At 68.4% G+C, this 14,008-nt stretch carries 15 protein-coding genes and 1 tRNA gene; 5 read left to right on the forward strand and 11 right to left on the reverse strand.

Features of this window, described 5'->3' with window-relative positions; all coding sequences use genetic code 11:
• Positions 1 to 238: 238 nt before the first annotated feature.
• The gene (locus BR39_RS0119220; RefSeq protein ID WP_029915179.1) at positions 239 to 1,747 is read right to left on the reverse strand and encodes an alkaline phosphatase; all 1,509 of its coding nucleotides are present in this window, start codon (positions 1,745 to 1,747) and stop codon (positions 239 to 241) included.
• A gap of 78 nt (positions 1,748 to 1,825) precedes the next feature.
• Positions 1,826 to 2,857 carry a COX15/CtaA family protein gene (locus BR39_RS0119225; RefSeq protein ID WP_029915181.1) on the reverse strand — a complete coding sequence of 344 codons (1,032 nt, stop codon included), beginning with the start codon at positions 2,855 to 2,857 and terminating at the stop codon, positions 1,826 to 1,828.
• Positions 2,858 to 2,998: 141 nt separating this feature from the next.
• On the opposite strand from BR39_RS0119225, the gene BR39_RS0119230 reads away from it, so the two are divergent.
• Complete coding sequence (locus tag BR39_RS0119230) at positions 2,999 to 3,262, forward strand: GlsB/YeaQ/YmgE family stress response membrane protein (protein ID WP_029915183.1); 264 nt, start codon at positions 2,999 to 3,001, stop codon at positions 3,260 to 3,262.
• Positions 3,259 to 3,486 (forward strand): DUF2842 domain-containing protein, encoded by a 228-nt coding sequence (locus BR39_RS0119235; RefSeq protein ID WP_029915185.1) that lies wholly within the window; start codon positions 3,259 to 3,261, stop codon positions 3,484 to 3,486. The genes BR39_RS0119230 and BR39_RS0119235 overlap by 4 nt, the downstream gene beginning before the upstream one ends.
• 211 nt (positions 3,487 to 3,697) lie before the next feature.
• Here BR39_RS0119235 and BR39_RS0119240 read toward each other — a convergent pair.
• From BR39_RS0119240 to BR39_RS0119270, 7 genes are all read right to left on the reverse strand, one after another.
• Positions 3,698 to 3,774 (reverse strand) — tRNA-Pro (locus BR39_RS0119240).
• 85 nt (positions 3,775 to 3,859) lie between these two features.
• Positions 3,860 to 4,291: a MerR family transcriptional regulator gene (locus BR39_RS0119245; protein WP_029915187.1), complete on the reverse strand. Its 432-nt coding sequence runs from the start codon at positions 4,289 to 4,291 to the stop codon at positions 3,860 to 3,862.
• Between the two features lie 15 nt (positions 4,292 to 4,306).
• Positions 4,307 to 4,609 carry an integration host factor subunit alpha gene (locus tag BR39_RS0119250; RefSeq protein ID WP_029915189.1) on the reverse strand — a complete coding sequence of 101 codons (303 nt, stop codon included), beginning with the start codon at positions 4,607 to 4,609 and terminating at the stop codon, positions 4,307 to 4,309.
• Positions 4,610 to 4,799: 190 nt separating this feature from the next.
• Positions 4,800 to 5,777, reverse strand: coding sequence for a beta-ketoacyl-ACP synthase III (locus BR39_RS0119255; protein ID WP_029915191.1), 978 nt, complete (start codon positions 5,775 to 5,777; stop codon positions 4,800 to 4,802).
• Positions 5,774 to 6,865 (reverse strand): phosphate acyltransferase PlsX, encoded by a 1,092-nt coding sequence (plsX, locus tag BR39_RS0119260; RefSeq protein ID WP_231499511.1) that lies wholly within the window; start codon positions 6,863 to 6,865, stop codon positions 5,774 to 5,776. Before plsX ends, BR39_RS0119255 begins: the two co-directional genes overlap by 4 nt.
• A 109-nt stretch (positions 6,866 to 6,974) precedes the next feature.
• Positions 6,975 to 7,532, reverse strand: a complete 558-nt coding sequence (locus tag BR39_RS0119265) for a DUF177 domain-containing protein (protein ID WP_029915195.1) — start codon at positions 7,530 to 7,532, stop codon at positions 6,975 to 6,977.
• Entirely contained in the window at positions 7,517 to 8,047 is a 531-nt protein-coding gene (locus BR39_RS0119270) for a ubiquinol-cytochrome C chaperone family protein (protein ID WP_029915197.1), read from the reverse strand. The genes BR39_RS0119265 and BR39_RS0119270 overlap by 16 nt, the downstream gene beginning before the upstream one ends.
• A 120-nt stretch (positions 8,048 to 8,167) precedes the next feature.
• Here BR39_RS0119270 and BR39_RS0119275 point away from each other — a divergent pair, with 120 nt between their 5' ends.
• Positions 8,168 to 8,653 (forward strand): outer membrane protein assembly factor BamE, encoded by a 486-nt coding sequence (locus tag BR39_RS0119275; protein WP_029915199.1) that lies wholly within the window; start codon positions 8,168 to 8,170, stop codon positions 8,651 to 8,653.
• Between the two features lie 166 nt (positions 8,654 to 8,819).
• Positions 8,820 to 9,392 (forward strand): response regulator, encoded by a 573-nt coding sequence (locus tag BR39_RS0119280; RefSeq protein WP_156035833.1) that lies wholly within the window; start codon positions 8,820 to 8,822, stop codon positions 9,390 to 9,392.
• 6 nt (positions 9,393 to 9,398) lie between these two features.
• On the opposite strand, the gene BR39_RS0119285 is transcribed toward BR39_RS0119280, so the two are convergent.
• Positions 9,399 to 11,183, reverse strand: a complete 1,785-nt coding sequence (locus BR39_RS0119285; RefSeq protein ID WP_029915204.1) for an SLC13 family permease — start codon at positions 11,181 to 11,183, stop codon at positions 9,399 to 9,401.
• A 213-nt stretch (positions 11,184 to 11,396) separates the two neighbouring features.
• Between BR39_RS0119285 and BR39_RS0119290 the strand changes: the two genes are divergently transcribed.
• Entirely contained in the window at positions 11,397 to 11,729 is a 333-nt protein-coding gene (locus tag BR39_RS0119290; RefSeq protein ID WP_029915206.1) for a hypothetical protein, read from the forward strand.
• A gap of 80 nt (positions 11,730 to 11,809) precedes the next feature.
• On the opposite strand, the gene BR39_RS0119295 is transcribed toward BR39_RS0119290, so the two are convergent.
• Entirely contained in the window at positions 11,810 to 13,948 is a 2,139-nt protein-coding gene (locus BR39_RS0119295) for a sodium-translocating pyrophosphatase (RefSeq protein WP_029915208.1), read from the reverse strand.
• Positions 13,949 to 14,008 lie beyond the last annotated feature (60 nt).

A 14,008-nucleotide genomic window follows, 5' to 3' on the forward strand; every position in this document is an offset into this window, starting at 1 on the left:
TCGCGCCCTGTCAACAATGCGCGCGCAAGAAACTCCGCAACCCCTTATGGAACAAGGGATTTCGTGATGTGGTATCATAATACCGCATCGTGACCCGTCATCCTCGACTTGTCCCGAGCCCCCTGTTTCAACCGCCGCTGAAACGCAGAACGGGGCGCCGCGAACGCAGCGCCCCGAATGGCCGTCGATGATGACGCGGACAGAGGGGTCCTCGGGACAAGCCCGAGGATGACGGTTCCTATCGGGCGTCGAACCCGTAGGCGTGGCGCATCACCTGGTAGATGAAGCTCTCCTCGACCACGCCGTGGACCAGATAGGCCCCCGGACCGTCGGCGAACACGCCCACGTCCTCGCCCGAGTGGGCGCTGCTGGGCAGGTTGGCGGTGGCGTTCTGGTGATAGTCGACGTCGTCGGTGTCTTCCTTGGTCGGGTCGCCGCGCAGGTTCGAGCCTTCCGGACCGCCGGGACCGGTGGCGAAGCTGAGCACGGTGTAGGGCTTGCCGTCGCCGGCCAGGATCGGTTCGCCCTCGTTGCCCGCCAGGCCCAGGATCGGGGCGTTGCGGTTGGCGTAGCCCGAGATCACCAGGCCGTGGCTGTGGTCGGCGGTGACGATCACCAGGGTCTCGTCCAGGTTCACCTTCTCCAGCACCGCCTGGACCGCCTTGGAGAACTCGACCGTCTCGGTCAGGGTCCGCTTGGCGTTGTTCAGGTGGCTGCCCATGTCGATCTTGCCGCCCTCGACCAGCAGAAAGTAGCCCTTGGGGTTCTTCGACAGCAGATCGACGGCCTTGGTGGCCATGGCCGCCAGGGTCGGCACGCCCTCGCCCAGGATCGGACGTTCCACCTCGTAGGGCAGGTGCTCGTTGGCGAACAGACCCAGCACCGGACCGGTCTTGGCCGGGTCCAGGGCCGCCAGTTGCGCGTCGGTGGTCACATAGGCCGCGCCGGGCGTCTTGAGCCACTCGGCGGTCAGGTCGCGGCCGTCGGCGCGCTTGCCGTCCTTGGCCTCGGGCAGGAAGCGCGAGCGCCCTCCCCCGAACGCGACATCCAGGCGGACGCCGGCCGGCGCCTCGACCAGTTGGCGGGCGATGTCCACGCAGCCGCCCGACAGGGCCTCGGCCGGCATGTCGCTGTCGCCCTCCCAGTCGCGATAGGCGGTGTGGGCGTAGGTCCCGGCCGGGGTGGCGTGGGTGATGCGGGTGGTGGTCACCGCGCCGGCCGACAGGCCGTGGGCCTTGGCCAGCTCGGCGATGGTCTCGACGCGGGTCCCCGCCTCGCTGGCGCAGCTCTCGGGCTTGGCCGCGCCCGTCAGGCCGATGATCTTGTTGCGGGTCTTCACCCCGGTGGTGATGGCGGTGATGCCCGCGGCGCTGTCGGTGACCTGGGTGTCGTGGCTGTAGGTCTTGGACAGCGCGGTCCAGGGCAGCTTCTCGAACGACAGTGAATTGCTCTCGCCGTCGACGCCGCGCTGCTGGCCCTCGTAGATGCGGCCGGCGGTCACCGTCGAGATGCCCATGCCGTCGCCCAGGAACAGGATGATGTTCTTGGCCTTGCCGGTGCGCGGATTGACGGTCAGGGCCTTGGCCAAGGCGGCCTGGCCGGCCTGGTAGTAGGCGTCGCCGGGCGCGGCGTTGGTGACCGGCGCGGCGACGGCCGGCTTGGCCGGCTTGGCGGCCTTGGGCGCGGCTTGAGCCTGGGCCGAAAAGGCGATGAGGGCGGCGGCGAGGAACAGGGAGGCGCGGGTCACGGGAAGCTCCAGCAAGGACGTCGAACGTCCTGTGCTGAAGTTTCGTGACAGTTCGTTGTGCGCTCGCCCTGAAAGGGTCTAGGGCCGTCGCACGCGCCAGGCGAAGGTCGTGGCCGTGGCCAGCAGGATCGCCGCCCCGGCCTGGTGCAGCACGCCCAAGGCCAGGGGCACCGCGGCCATCAGGGTCCAGATCCCCAGCCCCGCCTGCAGGCAGACCACCCCGACCAGCACGAAGGCGGTCGTCTTGGCCTCCTGCGGCAGGCGGCGCGACCGGCCGGCGGCCACGCCGATGACGATGGCGGCGACGAACAGGGCGTAGGCCATCAGCCGGTGATGCAACTGCACCGCCCCCTGGCTGTGGGCGATCGTGCCCCACAGGCCATGGCCGGCGTATTCGGCCGGCACCAGGGCGCCGTTCATCAGCGGCCAGTCGTTATAGACCAGCCCCGCGTCGTTGCCGGCCACCAGGGCGCCCAGCAGGCTCTGGAAGAACACCGCGCCCAGGAAGGCCAGGGCCCAGCCGCGCCAGTCGGTGCGCTCCTCGATGCGCGGCGAGCCCGACCAGGCGTCCAGGGCCGTCCACACCAGGGCGACGAACAGGATCAGGGCCAGGCCCAGGTGCATGGCCAGGCGCTCGGGAGCCACCGACACGCGCTCCGACAGGCCGCTGGACACCATCCACCAGCCGACCAGGCCCTGCAGCCCGCCCAGGCCGAACAGCACCGCGCAGCGCCAGATCAGGCGGCGCGGGATCATCCGGCGGACCAGGAAGACCACGAACGGGATGGCGAACGCCGCCCCGACCAGACGACCCAGCAGCCGGTGCCCCCACTCCCACCAGAAGATGCCCTTGTAGGCCTCCAGGGTCATGCCGGCGTTGACCAGCCTGTATTGCGGGATCTTCTTGTAGAGCTCGAAATTGGCCCGCCAGGCCTCGTCCGACATCGGCGGCAGCGCGCCCATGATCGGCTTCCACTGGGTGATCGACAGGCCGGAGTCGGTCAGGCGGGTCGCGCCCCCGACCACCACCATGCAGAAGACCAGGAAGGCCACGGCGAACAGCCAGATGGCGACGGGCCTGGAACGATCGGAACGCAAGAAGGACGTCATGACAGCCGGTAAAAACGTCAGTTGGGGGCCGAAATACGGCGAAGCCTTGCCGTACGCCTGACAGCGCCCCGCGTCCATGGCCTCATGACGCGTAAGGCCTCGCATGCGATGATGGGGCGGTTTCGGGGGTGGAGTTGGTTCATGAGCGGAGTTGGCGTCTTTGTCGCCGTGGTGATCGGCATCCTGGCCGGCTATGTCGCCGACCTGGTGCTGGCGCGTCGCCATGCGCTGTTCACCAAGCTCTTGATCGGCGTCGTCGGTTCGTTCATCGGAACGTTCATCGCCCAGCGGCTGGAGTTCCGGTTCGACGGCTTCCTCGGCAGCCTGCTGGTCTCCAGCGTGGGCGCGATCTTCTTCCTGGCCGTCCTCGGCATTGTTTCGAGCATCTTCCGGAGACCCGCTTGAGCGCTCCCCTCATCCCCGCCCGCCTGCGTAAGCTGATCGGCGGGATCGGCATCATGGTGTTCCTGGCCGCCTGGATCTGGGCCTTCACCAGCCTCTACGACTACCTGCCGAACAATCGCGCCGTGCACCTGATCTATTTCGTCGTCGCGGGCATGGGCTGGGGCCTGCCGCTGATGCCGCTGATGTCGTGGATGGGCAAGGCGGACAAGCCGATCGGGCGCTGAGGCTCACGGACTTGCCCCCACCTGACCGCTTCGCGGTCTGTCCGCCCCCCCATAGGGGGCGGAGCCCATGGCGCGAGGCTCTTCCCCCTCTGGGGGAAGACGATCGCGAAGCGATCCGTAGGGGCAAGTGTTAGCCGCACCGGACAACGAAAAAGGCCGCCCCGGAGGGCGGCCTTTCCATTCTTCCGGTCCCGATCCTCGCGAGGAGGAATGGTCGGAGCGACAGGATTCGAACCTGCGACCCCTTGACCCCCAGTCAAGTGCGCTACCAGGCTGCGCCACGCTCCGATCCGGAAGGAGCGCCCTTATAGGTGCGGCTTTCTCCGGGAGCAATGGGATTCCTGAGGGATTTTGAGCAGCGCTCGAAAGCGCTTCAGGCGCCCCGCAAAAGCCCGTCCAGCCGGGCCTTCACGGCCTGAAGGTCGTCCAGCGCCAGGACCAGCCGACCCCTCGCCTCGTCGGCCAGCTCGACGTGCGACGGCGAATCGACGATGGCGGCGACGGCCAGACCGTCCAGCGAGGCCGAGCCGTTGTCGCCCAGGCCGGCGGCGATCACATGGGTCAGGCCCTGCTCGCGGTGCAGCTTCTGCACGCCCTTGATGGTGTAGCCCTCGGCGTGCAGCAGGGCGCGCACGCCGCTCAGCACGGCGATGTCCTGCGGGCGGTAGAACCGCCGCCCGCCGGCCCGCTTCATCGGGCGAATGAACGAGAACTTGGTTTCCCAGAAGCGCAGGACGTGCTGTGGCACGCCCAGCTCCTCGGCGGCTTCGGAAATCGTGCGGAAGGCGTTGGGCCCCTTCGCCACCGCATCGAATCCTTCTTAGCCGCCCAAGGCGCGGTCGATTCGCGCCTTCATGACTTGCGAGGCCCGGAAACCGATCACCCGGCGGGGCTCGATCTCTGCGGGTTCCCCGGTCTTGGGATTGCGGCCCATGCGGGCCCGCTTGTCGCGCACCTGGAAGACGCCGAAACCGGAAAGCTTGACCGTCTCGCCCTGTTCCAGCGCCTCGGCGACCAGATCCAGGGTGCGTTCGACCAGGCCCGCGCAGTCCTGCCGGGTCAGACCGACTTCTTCGTGGACCGCCTCGCAGAGATCGGCCCGGGTCAATGTCGCGCCTTTCATGACGCCCCCTTACGCTTGATTGACAAACCCCAGAGCGCCCCTCGTCCGACGGGGTGGAGCCCCGTGTTTCTGCAACGCGCTCTCATCAACTCAAACCTGCATGCCGCGATTATCGCGTGGAGTCAAAGGCTGAGGGCCAAGACTTGAGACGATAGCGCAAGCTAGCGGGCGAAAACAGCCAAGCTTGGCCTTAAAGCCGGAGAACGCAGGCGCCCCAGGTCAATCCGCCGCCCATCGCCTCGAGCAGCAGCAGCTGGCCCGGTTTGATGCGGCCGTCGGCGATTCCCTGGGCGAAGGCCAGCGGGATCGAGGCGGCCGAGGTGTTGGCGTGCAGGGCGACCGTCGAGATCACCTTGTCCTCGTCGATGCCGCAGCGATGGGCCACGCCGGCCAGGATGCGCTGGTTGGCCTGGTGCGGGATGAACCAGTCCACCTCGGGCACGCTCACGCCGGCCACTTCGGCGGCGGCGAAGATCGCCTCGGAGATGTTGACCACCGCGTGCTTGAAGACCTGGTTGCCCAGCATGCGCAGCTTGCCGACCGTGCCCGTGGTCGACGGACCGCCGTCCACGTAGAGCAGCTCCTGCTTGGTGCCGTCGGCGCGCAGGGCGAAGCCCAGGACGCCCTGGTCGGCCGTGGTCCCCTGCCCTTCGCGCGGCTCCAGCACCACGGCGCCGGCCCCGTCGCCGAACAGCACGCAGGTGCCGCGGTCGGTCCAGTCCATCAGCCGGGTCATGGCCTCGGCCCCGATCACCAGGGCGCACTTGGCGTGGCCTCGGGCCACGAAGCCGTCGGCGACGCTGAGCGCGTAGACGAAGCCCGAGCACACGGCCTGGACGTCGAAGGCGATGCCGACAGGCGCGCCCAGCTTGCGCTGGACGATGGTGGCCGTGGCCGGGAAGGTCATGTCCGCCGTGGTGGTGGCCACGATGATCAGGTCGACGTCGGCTGCGGTCTTGCCGGCCCGTTCCAGCGCCTGCTGGGCGGCGCGGAAGGCCAGGTCCGAGACCGGCTGATCGTCGGCCACCATGTGGCGCTGGCGGATGCCCGTGCGCTCGACGATCCAGGCGTCGCTGGTGTCGACGGTCTCGGCCAACTGGTCGTTGGTGACGATGTTGTCCGGCAGATAGGCCCCGACGCCGGTGACGGCGCTACGAATTACGCTCACTCGGAAGCTCCCTGGCCTTCGGCGCCCGACACGCCTCCGGCCGTTTCTTCTTCTGCACCGGCTTTGAGGCCGGTTTCGGTCAGACGGTTCAGGTTGCGGTCGATCTCGGCCGAGAAGTCGCTGCGGGCCAGGTCGACCGCCACGCGGATGGCCGAGGCGTAGCCCAGGGCGTCGGCCCCGCCGTGGCTCTTGACCACGATGCCGTTGAGGCCCAGCAGCGGGCCGCCGTTGACTCGTCCAGGATCCAGGCGCCGGCGCATCTTCTTCAGCGCGCCCGAGGCGATCACCGCCCCCAGCATGGCCAGGGGCCCGGACGTCAGGGTGGTCTTGATCTCGGCGGCGAAGAAGCGGGCCAGGCCCTCGGCGGTCTTCAGGGCCACGTTGCCGGTGAAGCCGTCGGTGACGACCACGTCGACCGTGCCCTTGGCGATGTCGGTGCCCTCGACGAAACCGCGATAATCGAAGTCCAGCTTGGTCTCCTTGAGGATGGCGTGCGCCTCGCGCACTTCCTCGTGGCCCTTCTGGTCCTCGGAGCCCACGTTCAGCAGGCCCACGGTCGGACGCTCCGAGCCGTGCACCGCGTGGTGGAAGGCCGCGCCCATGATCGCGAACTCGATCAGCTGCTTGGCGTCGCTTTCGACGTTGGCGCCGACGTCCAGCACGGCCGAGACGCCGCGCATGGTCGGCCAGCTGGCCACGATCGCCGGGCGCTCCAGATTGGCCCCCATGCGCAGGATCAGCTTGGAGATCGCCATCAGGGCGCCGGTGTTGCCGGCTGAGACGCAGGCGGCGGCCTCGCCGGCCCGGATCGCCTCGACGGCGTTCCACAGGCTGGTGCCCTTGCCCCGGCGCATGGCCTGGGCGGGCTTCTCCTCCATGGAGATGGCCTTGTCGGTGTGGCGCACCTCGCTGACGGCGCGGGCGCCGGGGCTCTTGGCCAGCTGGGCGTTCAGCTGGACCTCGTCGCCGTGCAGCAGGAAGCGGACGTCGGGCAGGCTCTTGGCGGCGAGCGCCACGGCCGGGACGATCACGGACGGACCGTGATCCCCGCCCATGGCGTCGATCGAAATGACTACGGAATCAGGCACGAGGCGCTATCGGCTCCAGAAGCGGCGCACCGCCCGTTCAAAGGTGAGGGCCAGGCGGCCGGACGATACAGCCGCGGTAATATCACGCAAGCGGAAGGAATGGGCCATTTCAGCCCCCCTCCCCGCCGGCTTCGGGGTCGCTCTTCAGCTTTTTCAGGGCCGCGAAGGGCGAAAGGTCCACGGGCTCGGGCGGTTGCTGGAACACCGCGCCCGGCTTGCGGGGGAACGGGTCCAGCTCCAGGGCCAGGTGCTCGATGACATAGCCGGTGACGTCGATGGTCTCGTCCTCGAGCACGTCGGGCGGATCGTCGCCCTCCGGGTCCAGGCCCAGCTCGCCGCCGGTGTCCTCGTCCTGGGGCGCGTACTCGCTGTCGGCCGGCAGGACGTGGACGCTGAACCGCGACTCGACCGGCTCCTCGAACTCGTCGGCCGAGACGCCGCACACCTGGGTCACCCGGGCGCGGATCAGGCCCGAAACCTCGGCGCCGTCCATCCAGGGGCGCAGGAAGATCTGGGCGGTCAGGGATTCCACGGCGACCAGGCCGAGGGTCTTGGCGATCTCGCGACGCGCGGCCTCGTCCAGCTCGAATCGCAGATCGACGCCGCCGCGGCTCACCCGTCCCAGGGAGACGGCGCTGGGCCAGGGATCGATCACGCCTTCGGCCATTGGGCCTCTCCTTGCAGCAGGGTCTCGAGCGGCTGGGCCGCCAGGCCGTCGCGCGCGGCCACCACATAGTCCGTCAGGCCGGCCAAGTCGCCCTCGCCGCGCTCCTCGAACGCCGTGCGGGCCAGGGCCGCGCTCAGCACCGAGCGGTCGGGCAAGGCGTTGGCCGCCTCGTCGAACGCCTTGATCCGCCCGTAGGCGGCGCCGACCAGCTTCTTCATCTTCTTGCCGACGGCGGTGTCGGACACGCCGATCTCGCGGAAGGCGTCGTCCAGGCCGCGCGTATAGGCGTTGAAGGTCTCCTGCGAGACCTCGGCCGCCGACTCGCCCTGGCCCTTCAGCCGCTCCAGCAGCAGGGCCACGTGCAGGGTGAACAGCTCGAACCGGCCTTCCATCGAGTCGTGGACGCCCATCCGGGCGTAGAACGCGGCCGATCGGGCCTGCGCCACCGCCGAGGCATAGAGTTTGCCCCCCGCCGCCTTGGCGGGCCTGGGTTTGAGCAGCCGGTCCAGAAACATCACTTCGCCTCGATTTCGCCGCGACACGGAACTAGTTAGCCGTTCGATCCACGCGGACCATTGAACTAAGCCCGCGCGGGCGATAGGTCAAAGTCAGCCTGTCTAGGTTCCGGAGCCTCAATGTTTCGTCCTGCCGTTCTCGCCGCCGCCGTCATCGGCCTCGCCGTCGTCGCCGGAGGCTGCACGCCGCTGACGAGCTATTCCGGGTTCCAAGCCATCGAAGCCAAGCCGACCGACATGAAGATCGGCGAGGACAGCAAGTCGACCGTGACGGAAAAGCTGGGCTCGCCCTCGGCCACGTCCACCTTCGACCAGAACGCCTGGTACTACATCTCGCAGACCACCGACCGCGTGGCCTTCTACAAACCCCGGGTGATCAAGCGCGACGTGGTGGCGATCAAGTTCAACCCGGCCGACGAGAAGGTCGCCTCGGTCGACACCTACACGCTGAAGGACGGCAAGGTCATCGCCTACAACGGCCATGAGACCCCGACCCGCGGCCGCGAGATGACGATCCTCGAACAGCTGCTGGGCAACGTCGGTCGCGGCGGCATGCTGCCGCAGGACGACGACACCCCCGGCAACCGTCCGCAGGACCGCCGCTAGGCCTTCCCCAACGGAAGCTTCACCGTACGATGCGTTAAGCATAAGCGGCTGAAATCCCGCGACAATTTGTCAATCCGTCAACGGTTTCTAAACGACGACGGATACAATCTCCGGAAGTAAGCCTGCGGCAGCGTATCGTGGCGCTGCGACTTCCGGGGGAATGACTGTGAGCGCGCCTGATCTGCGCCCGTTGACGGTGCTCATCATCGACGACAACGAGCCGATGCGCGAGATCATCGCCACGGTCCTGAAGTCGTTGGGCATCCGCAAGATCTTCGTCGCCAGCGATGGCGTCGAGGCGCTGAAGATCGTGACCGAGCGCGAGGTCGACATCATCTTCACCGACCTGATGATGCAGCCGGTCGACGGCCTGGCCTTCATCCGCTGGGTGCGCACTTCGCCGGCCAGCAACAATCCCTACACGCCGATCATCATGGTCACCGGCCACGCCACCCGCGCCAGCCTGGACGAGGCCCGCATGGCCGGGGTGACCGAGTTCCTGGCCAAGCCCCTCACCGCCAAGGGCGTGCTGCACCGCCTGAACGAGGTGATCAACAATCCGCGCGACTTCGTGCGCACCGCCGCCTATTTCGGCCCCTGCCGGCGGCGCAAGATCGACTACGACTATCAGGGCGAGGAACGGCGCGGCGTGGCCGAGACCGCCAAGGCCCAGGTGTTCACCGACGCCCACGGCCAGGTCGCCGACGAGCCGATCCTCGATCCGGAAGACTGCTACTGATCCGCCTCAGCGGCCCGCGAACGGCCAGACCAGGGCGATCAGCGCGGGCGCCACGAGCAGGATCAGCACGGTGAGCGGCGCGCCCAGCCGCGCGTAGTCCCCGAACCGATAGCCGCCCGGCCCCAGCACCAGGGTGTTGCACTGGTGACCGACCGGGGTGAGGAAGTCGCAGCCCGCCCCCACCGCCACGGCCATCAGGAACGGATCCGGACTCAGGCCCAGGTGCTTGGCCAACTCCAGGCCGATCGGGGCCACGATCAGCACCGTGGCGGCGTTGTTCAGGAACGGCGTGGCCGCCATGGCCACCGCCATCATCGCCGTCAGCGTCAGCAGCGGCGGCAGGCCGTGGAACGCGCCCGACAGCCAGGCGGCGATCAGGTCGGTGCCGCCGCTGGCCTGGACCGTGTCGCTGACGGGGATCAGGGCCGCCACGAGCACAAGGACCGGAGCGTCCAGCGCCGCATAGGCCTCGCGCATCCGCAGGGCCCCGGTGGCGACCACCACGACCGCCGCCGCGAAGAAGCCGCCGGCCACGGGCAACACGCCGAACGCCACCAGCAACATGGCCACGGCCAAAATCGCGGTCGGCAGCAAAGCGTGGCGGAAGCCTCCCAGCCGCACCTCGCGCTCGGCCAACGGCAGGCAGCCCAGGGCCTGCAGGGCGTTCGGCAGCAACTGCTCGGCGCCCTGCAACACGAGGATGTCCCCAGCCTTCATCCGGATCGTCGCAAGGCGGCCCGCCATGCGATAGCCCGCCCGGCTGACGCCCAGCAGGTTGACGCCGTAGGTCTGGTTCAACGTCAGACCCCTTGCGGTCTGGCCGATCAGATCGGACTCCGCGCCGATCACCGCCTCGACCACCCGAACCTCGTCGGCCGGTTCGTCCATCACGACGGGGCGGTCGGCGTCGGTCAGCTTCAACCTGGCCTTGACGATCAGTTCGTTCAGTTCCTGCTGCTGGCCCTCGAGCAGCAGCACGTCGCCGGCCAGGAGCTTGCGGTTGGGGTGCGGCGAGGCGATGCGCTTGCGGCCGCGCAGTACGGCCACGACGGCGACCGCTTCCCCGGCGGCCTTCTGGAGGTCGGCCACCCGCGAACGCTCATAGCTCCAGCCTTCGGGGACCTCGACCTCGGTGACATAGGCGTTGGCCGCGAGGGCCGCGTCGATATCGATCGCGGCCGCCCGTCCCTTGGGCAGCAGCCGATAGGCGAAGGCGAGGTACAGGATCGCGAGCACCGACAGGGTCCCGCCCACCGGCATGAAGTCGAACATGGCGAAAGGCTTGCCCAGCGCCTCCTGCCGGACTTCGGAGACGATGATGTTGGGCGAGGTGCCGACCAGCACCGCCAGGCCGCCCACCAGCGAACCGAACGACATCGGCATCAGCAGGCGACCGGGCGACACCCCGGTGTTGCGGGCTATGCGCAGGGCCGATGGCATCATCAGCGCCAGGGCCCCGACGTTCTTGGTCGCCATCGACAGCAGGGTGGTGACGGTCGCCAGCACGGGCGTCTGGGTGCGCTCGTCCTTCAGATGCGGCAGCAGCGGCGCCATCAGGGTGTCGACCAGGCCCGAACGCGCGATCGCGGCGCTCAACACCAAGGCGCTGGCGATGATGACGACGATGTCGTTGGAAAATCCCTCGAAGGCCGACTTGATCGGAATCAGGCCGCACACCACGCCGACCGCCAGGGCTCCCAGGGCGATCAGGTCGTAGCGCCAGCGTCCCCAGATGAAGCACAGCACGGTCGCGCCGATCAGGCCGAAAGACAGTCCCTGCTGCAAGGTCACGCGCCGTCGCCCCAAACGCGGCCACAAGCTTGGCCCGGGGAGACAACGGCCCGGCCGGCGTTCCGTTCACCGGCGCAAGGCCCTCCCCCGCGACAACCCGCCACATGAACGGAAGACAACGACGGCCTCTGGGAACGTTCAGCCAGGGTGGCGCTTTATGGCCTCCATCGGACGCGTCGGGCGCCCGACAGATTATCGTCGGAGAACTACATCATGAAGCGCACTCTTCTCGCCCTGGCCGCCCTGGCCACCGTCGCCGCCGCCCCGCTGGCCGCCCAGGCCCAGCCCTGGCAGTCGATCAACCAGCGCCAGGCCAACCTGGACCACCGCATCGACGTGGGCGTCCGCAACGGCTCGCTGACCCGCTCGGAAGCCATGCGCCTGCGCGGCGAGTTCCGCTCGATCGCCCGCCTGGAAGCCAGCTATCGCCGGTCGAACGGCCTGTCGATGCGCGAGCGCGCCGACCTGGACGCCCGCTTCGACCGCCTGAGCCGCCAGATCCAGGTCGAGCGTCACGACCGTCAGGACTATCGTCGTCACGGCTAAGGCCGGCGCCGATCCCCTGAACTGAAAACGCCCCGGAGGGAAACCTCCGGGGCGTCGTCATGTCAGGCCGTTGGAACCGATCAGATCCCGTGGGCCAGCACCGCCAGCAGCAGCAGGGCCACGATGTTGGTGATCTTGATCATCGGGTTCACGGCGGGACCCGAGGTGTCCTTGTAGGGGTCGCCGACGGTGTCGCCGGTGACGGCCGCCTTGTGGGTGTCGCCGCCCTTCTTGTGCAGGACGCCGTCCTTGTCGGTGAAGCCTTCCTCGATCACCTTCTTGGCGTTGTCCCAGGCGCCGCCGCCGCTGGTCATCGAGATGGCGACGAACAGGCCGGTGACGATCACGCCCATCAGCATGGCGCCCAGCGCGGCGAACGCGTCGACCTTGCCGGCGATGGCCTGGATCACGAAGAACAGCACCACCGGCGAGACCACCGGCAGCAGCGACGGCACGATCATCTCGCGGATCGCCGCCTTGGTCAGGATGTCGACCGCTTTGCCGTACTCGGGCTTGACCTGGTAGGTCATGATGCCCGGGTTCTCGCGGAACTGACGGCGCACCTCGGCCACGACCGACTCGGCCGCCCGGCCCACGGCCGTCATCGACATGCCGCCGAACAGGAAGGGCAGCAGCCCCCCGAACAGCAGACCGACCACGACATAGGGGTTGGACAGGTCGAAGGTCACCGGACCCATGCCGTCGAAGAAGCTGCCCGCCTCGGCGTGGGCCGAGAAGAACTTCAGGTCTTCGGTGTAGGCGGCGAACAGCACCAGGGCGCCCAGGCCGGCCGAACCGATGGCGTAGCCCTTGGTCACCGCCTTGGTGGTGTTGCCCACGGCGTCCAGGGCGTCGGTGGTGACGCGGACTTCCGCCGGCAGGCCGGCCATTTCGGCGATGCCGCCGGCGTTGTCGGTGACGGGGCCGAAGGCGTCCAGGGCGACGATGAAGCCGGCCAGGGACAGCATGGTGGTGGTGGCGATGGCGATGCCGAACAGACCCGCCAGGTTATAGGTCACCAGGATGCCGATGATGATGGTCAGGGCCGGCAGGGCCGTGGATTCCAGCGACATGGCCAGCCCCTGGATCACGTTGGTGCCGTGACCCGAGACCGAGGCCTGGGCCACCGACTTCACCGGGCGGAAGTTGGTGCCGGTGTAGTACTCGGTGATGACCACGATGGCCGCCGTGACGGCCAGGCCGACCAGACCGCAGTGGAACAGGTCGCCCGCGCTGACGCTCTTGCCGGCGACCATGACGGCCTCGGGCACGAGCTGGAAGATCACCCAGCCCACGGCCGGGATCGACAGCACGCCGGTGACGATCAGGCCCTGGTAGAGGGCGCCCATGATGTTCTGCTTCTTGCCCAGGCGCACGGCGAACGAGCCGATGATCGAGGTGACGATGCAGACCGCGCAGATGGCCAGCGGCAGCAGCATCATCGAGCTCACCGCTTCGGTGCCGCGGAAGAAGATCGCCGCCAGGACCATGGTGGCGACCGTCGTCACCGCATAGGTCTCGAACAGGTCGGCGGCCATGCCGGCGCAGTCGCCGACATTGTCGCCGACGTTGTCGGCGATGGTCGCGGCGTTGCGGGGGTCGTCTTCGGGGATGCCGGCCTCGACCTTGCCCACAAGGTCGCCGCCCACGTCGGCGCCCTTGGTGAAGATGCCGCCGCCCAGACGGGCGAAGATCGAGATCAGGCTGGCGCCGAAGCCCAGCGAGACCAGCGAGTCGACCACCACGCGGTCGGTGCCCGCATGGCCCGTCTGCAGCAGCACGGCGAAGTAGCCGGCCACGCCGATCAGGGCGAAGCCCGCCACCAGCATGCCGGTCACGGCGCCGGAGGTGAAGGCCATCGACAGGCCCTTGGCCAGGCTCTCGGAGCTGGCCTGGGCGGTGCGGACGTTGGCGCGCACCGAGATCAGCATGCCCGCGAAACCGGCCGCGCCCGACAGGATCGCGCCCAGGGCGAAGCCGACCGGCTGTTCCCACGACTTGAAGAAGAAGGCCAGCAGGGCGATGACCACCACGCCGACGATGGCGATCGTCGTATACTGGCGGTTCAGATAGGCCTGGGCCCCTTCCTGGATCGCCGCGGCGATCTCCTGCATCTTCGCATTGCCGGCCGAGGCCCGCATCAGAGACGCCGTCTGCACGGCGCCGTACAGCACCGCCAGCAGCCCGGCCCCTATGGCCACGTAAAGCCAAGAACTCATCGGTAAGTCGCCCTCTTTCGCGTTTCAAATCACGAGAGGGTTCGCCGCCCCGACAGGATC

This window comes from Caulobacter sp. UNC358MFTsu5.1 (genome assembly GCF_000712075.1).
In the GTDB taxonomy this organism is placed as follows: Bacteria; Pseudomonadota; Alphaproteobacteria; order Caulobacterales; family Caulobacteraceae; genus Caulobacter.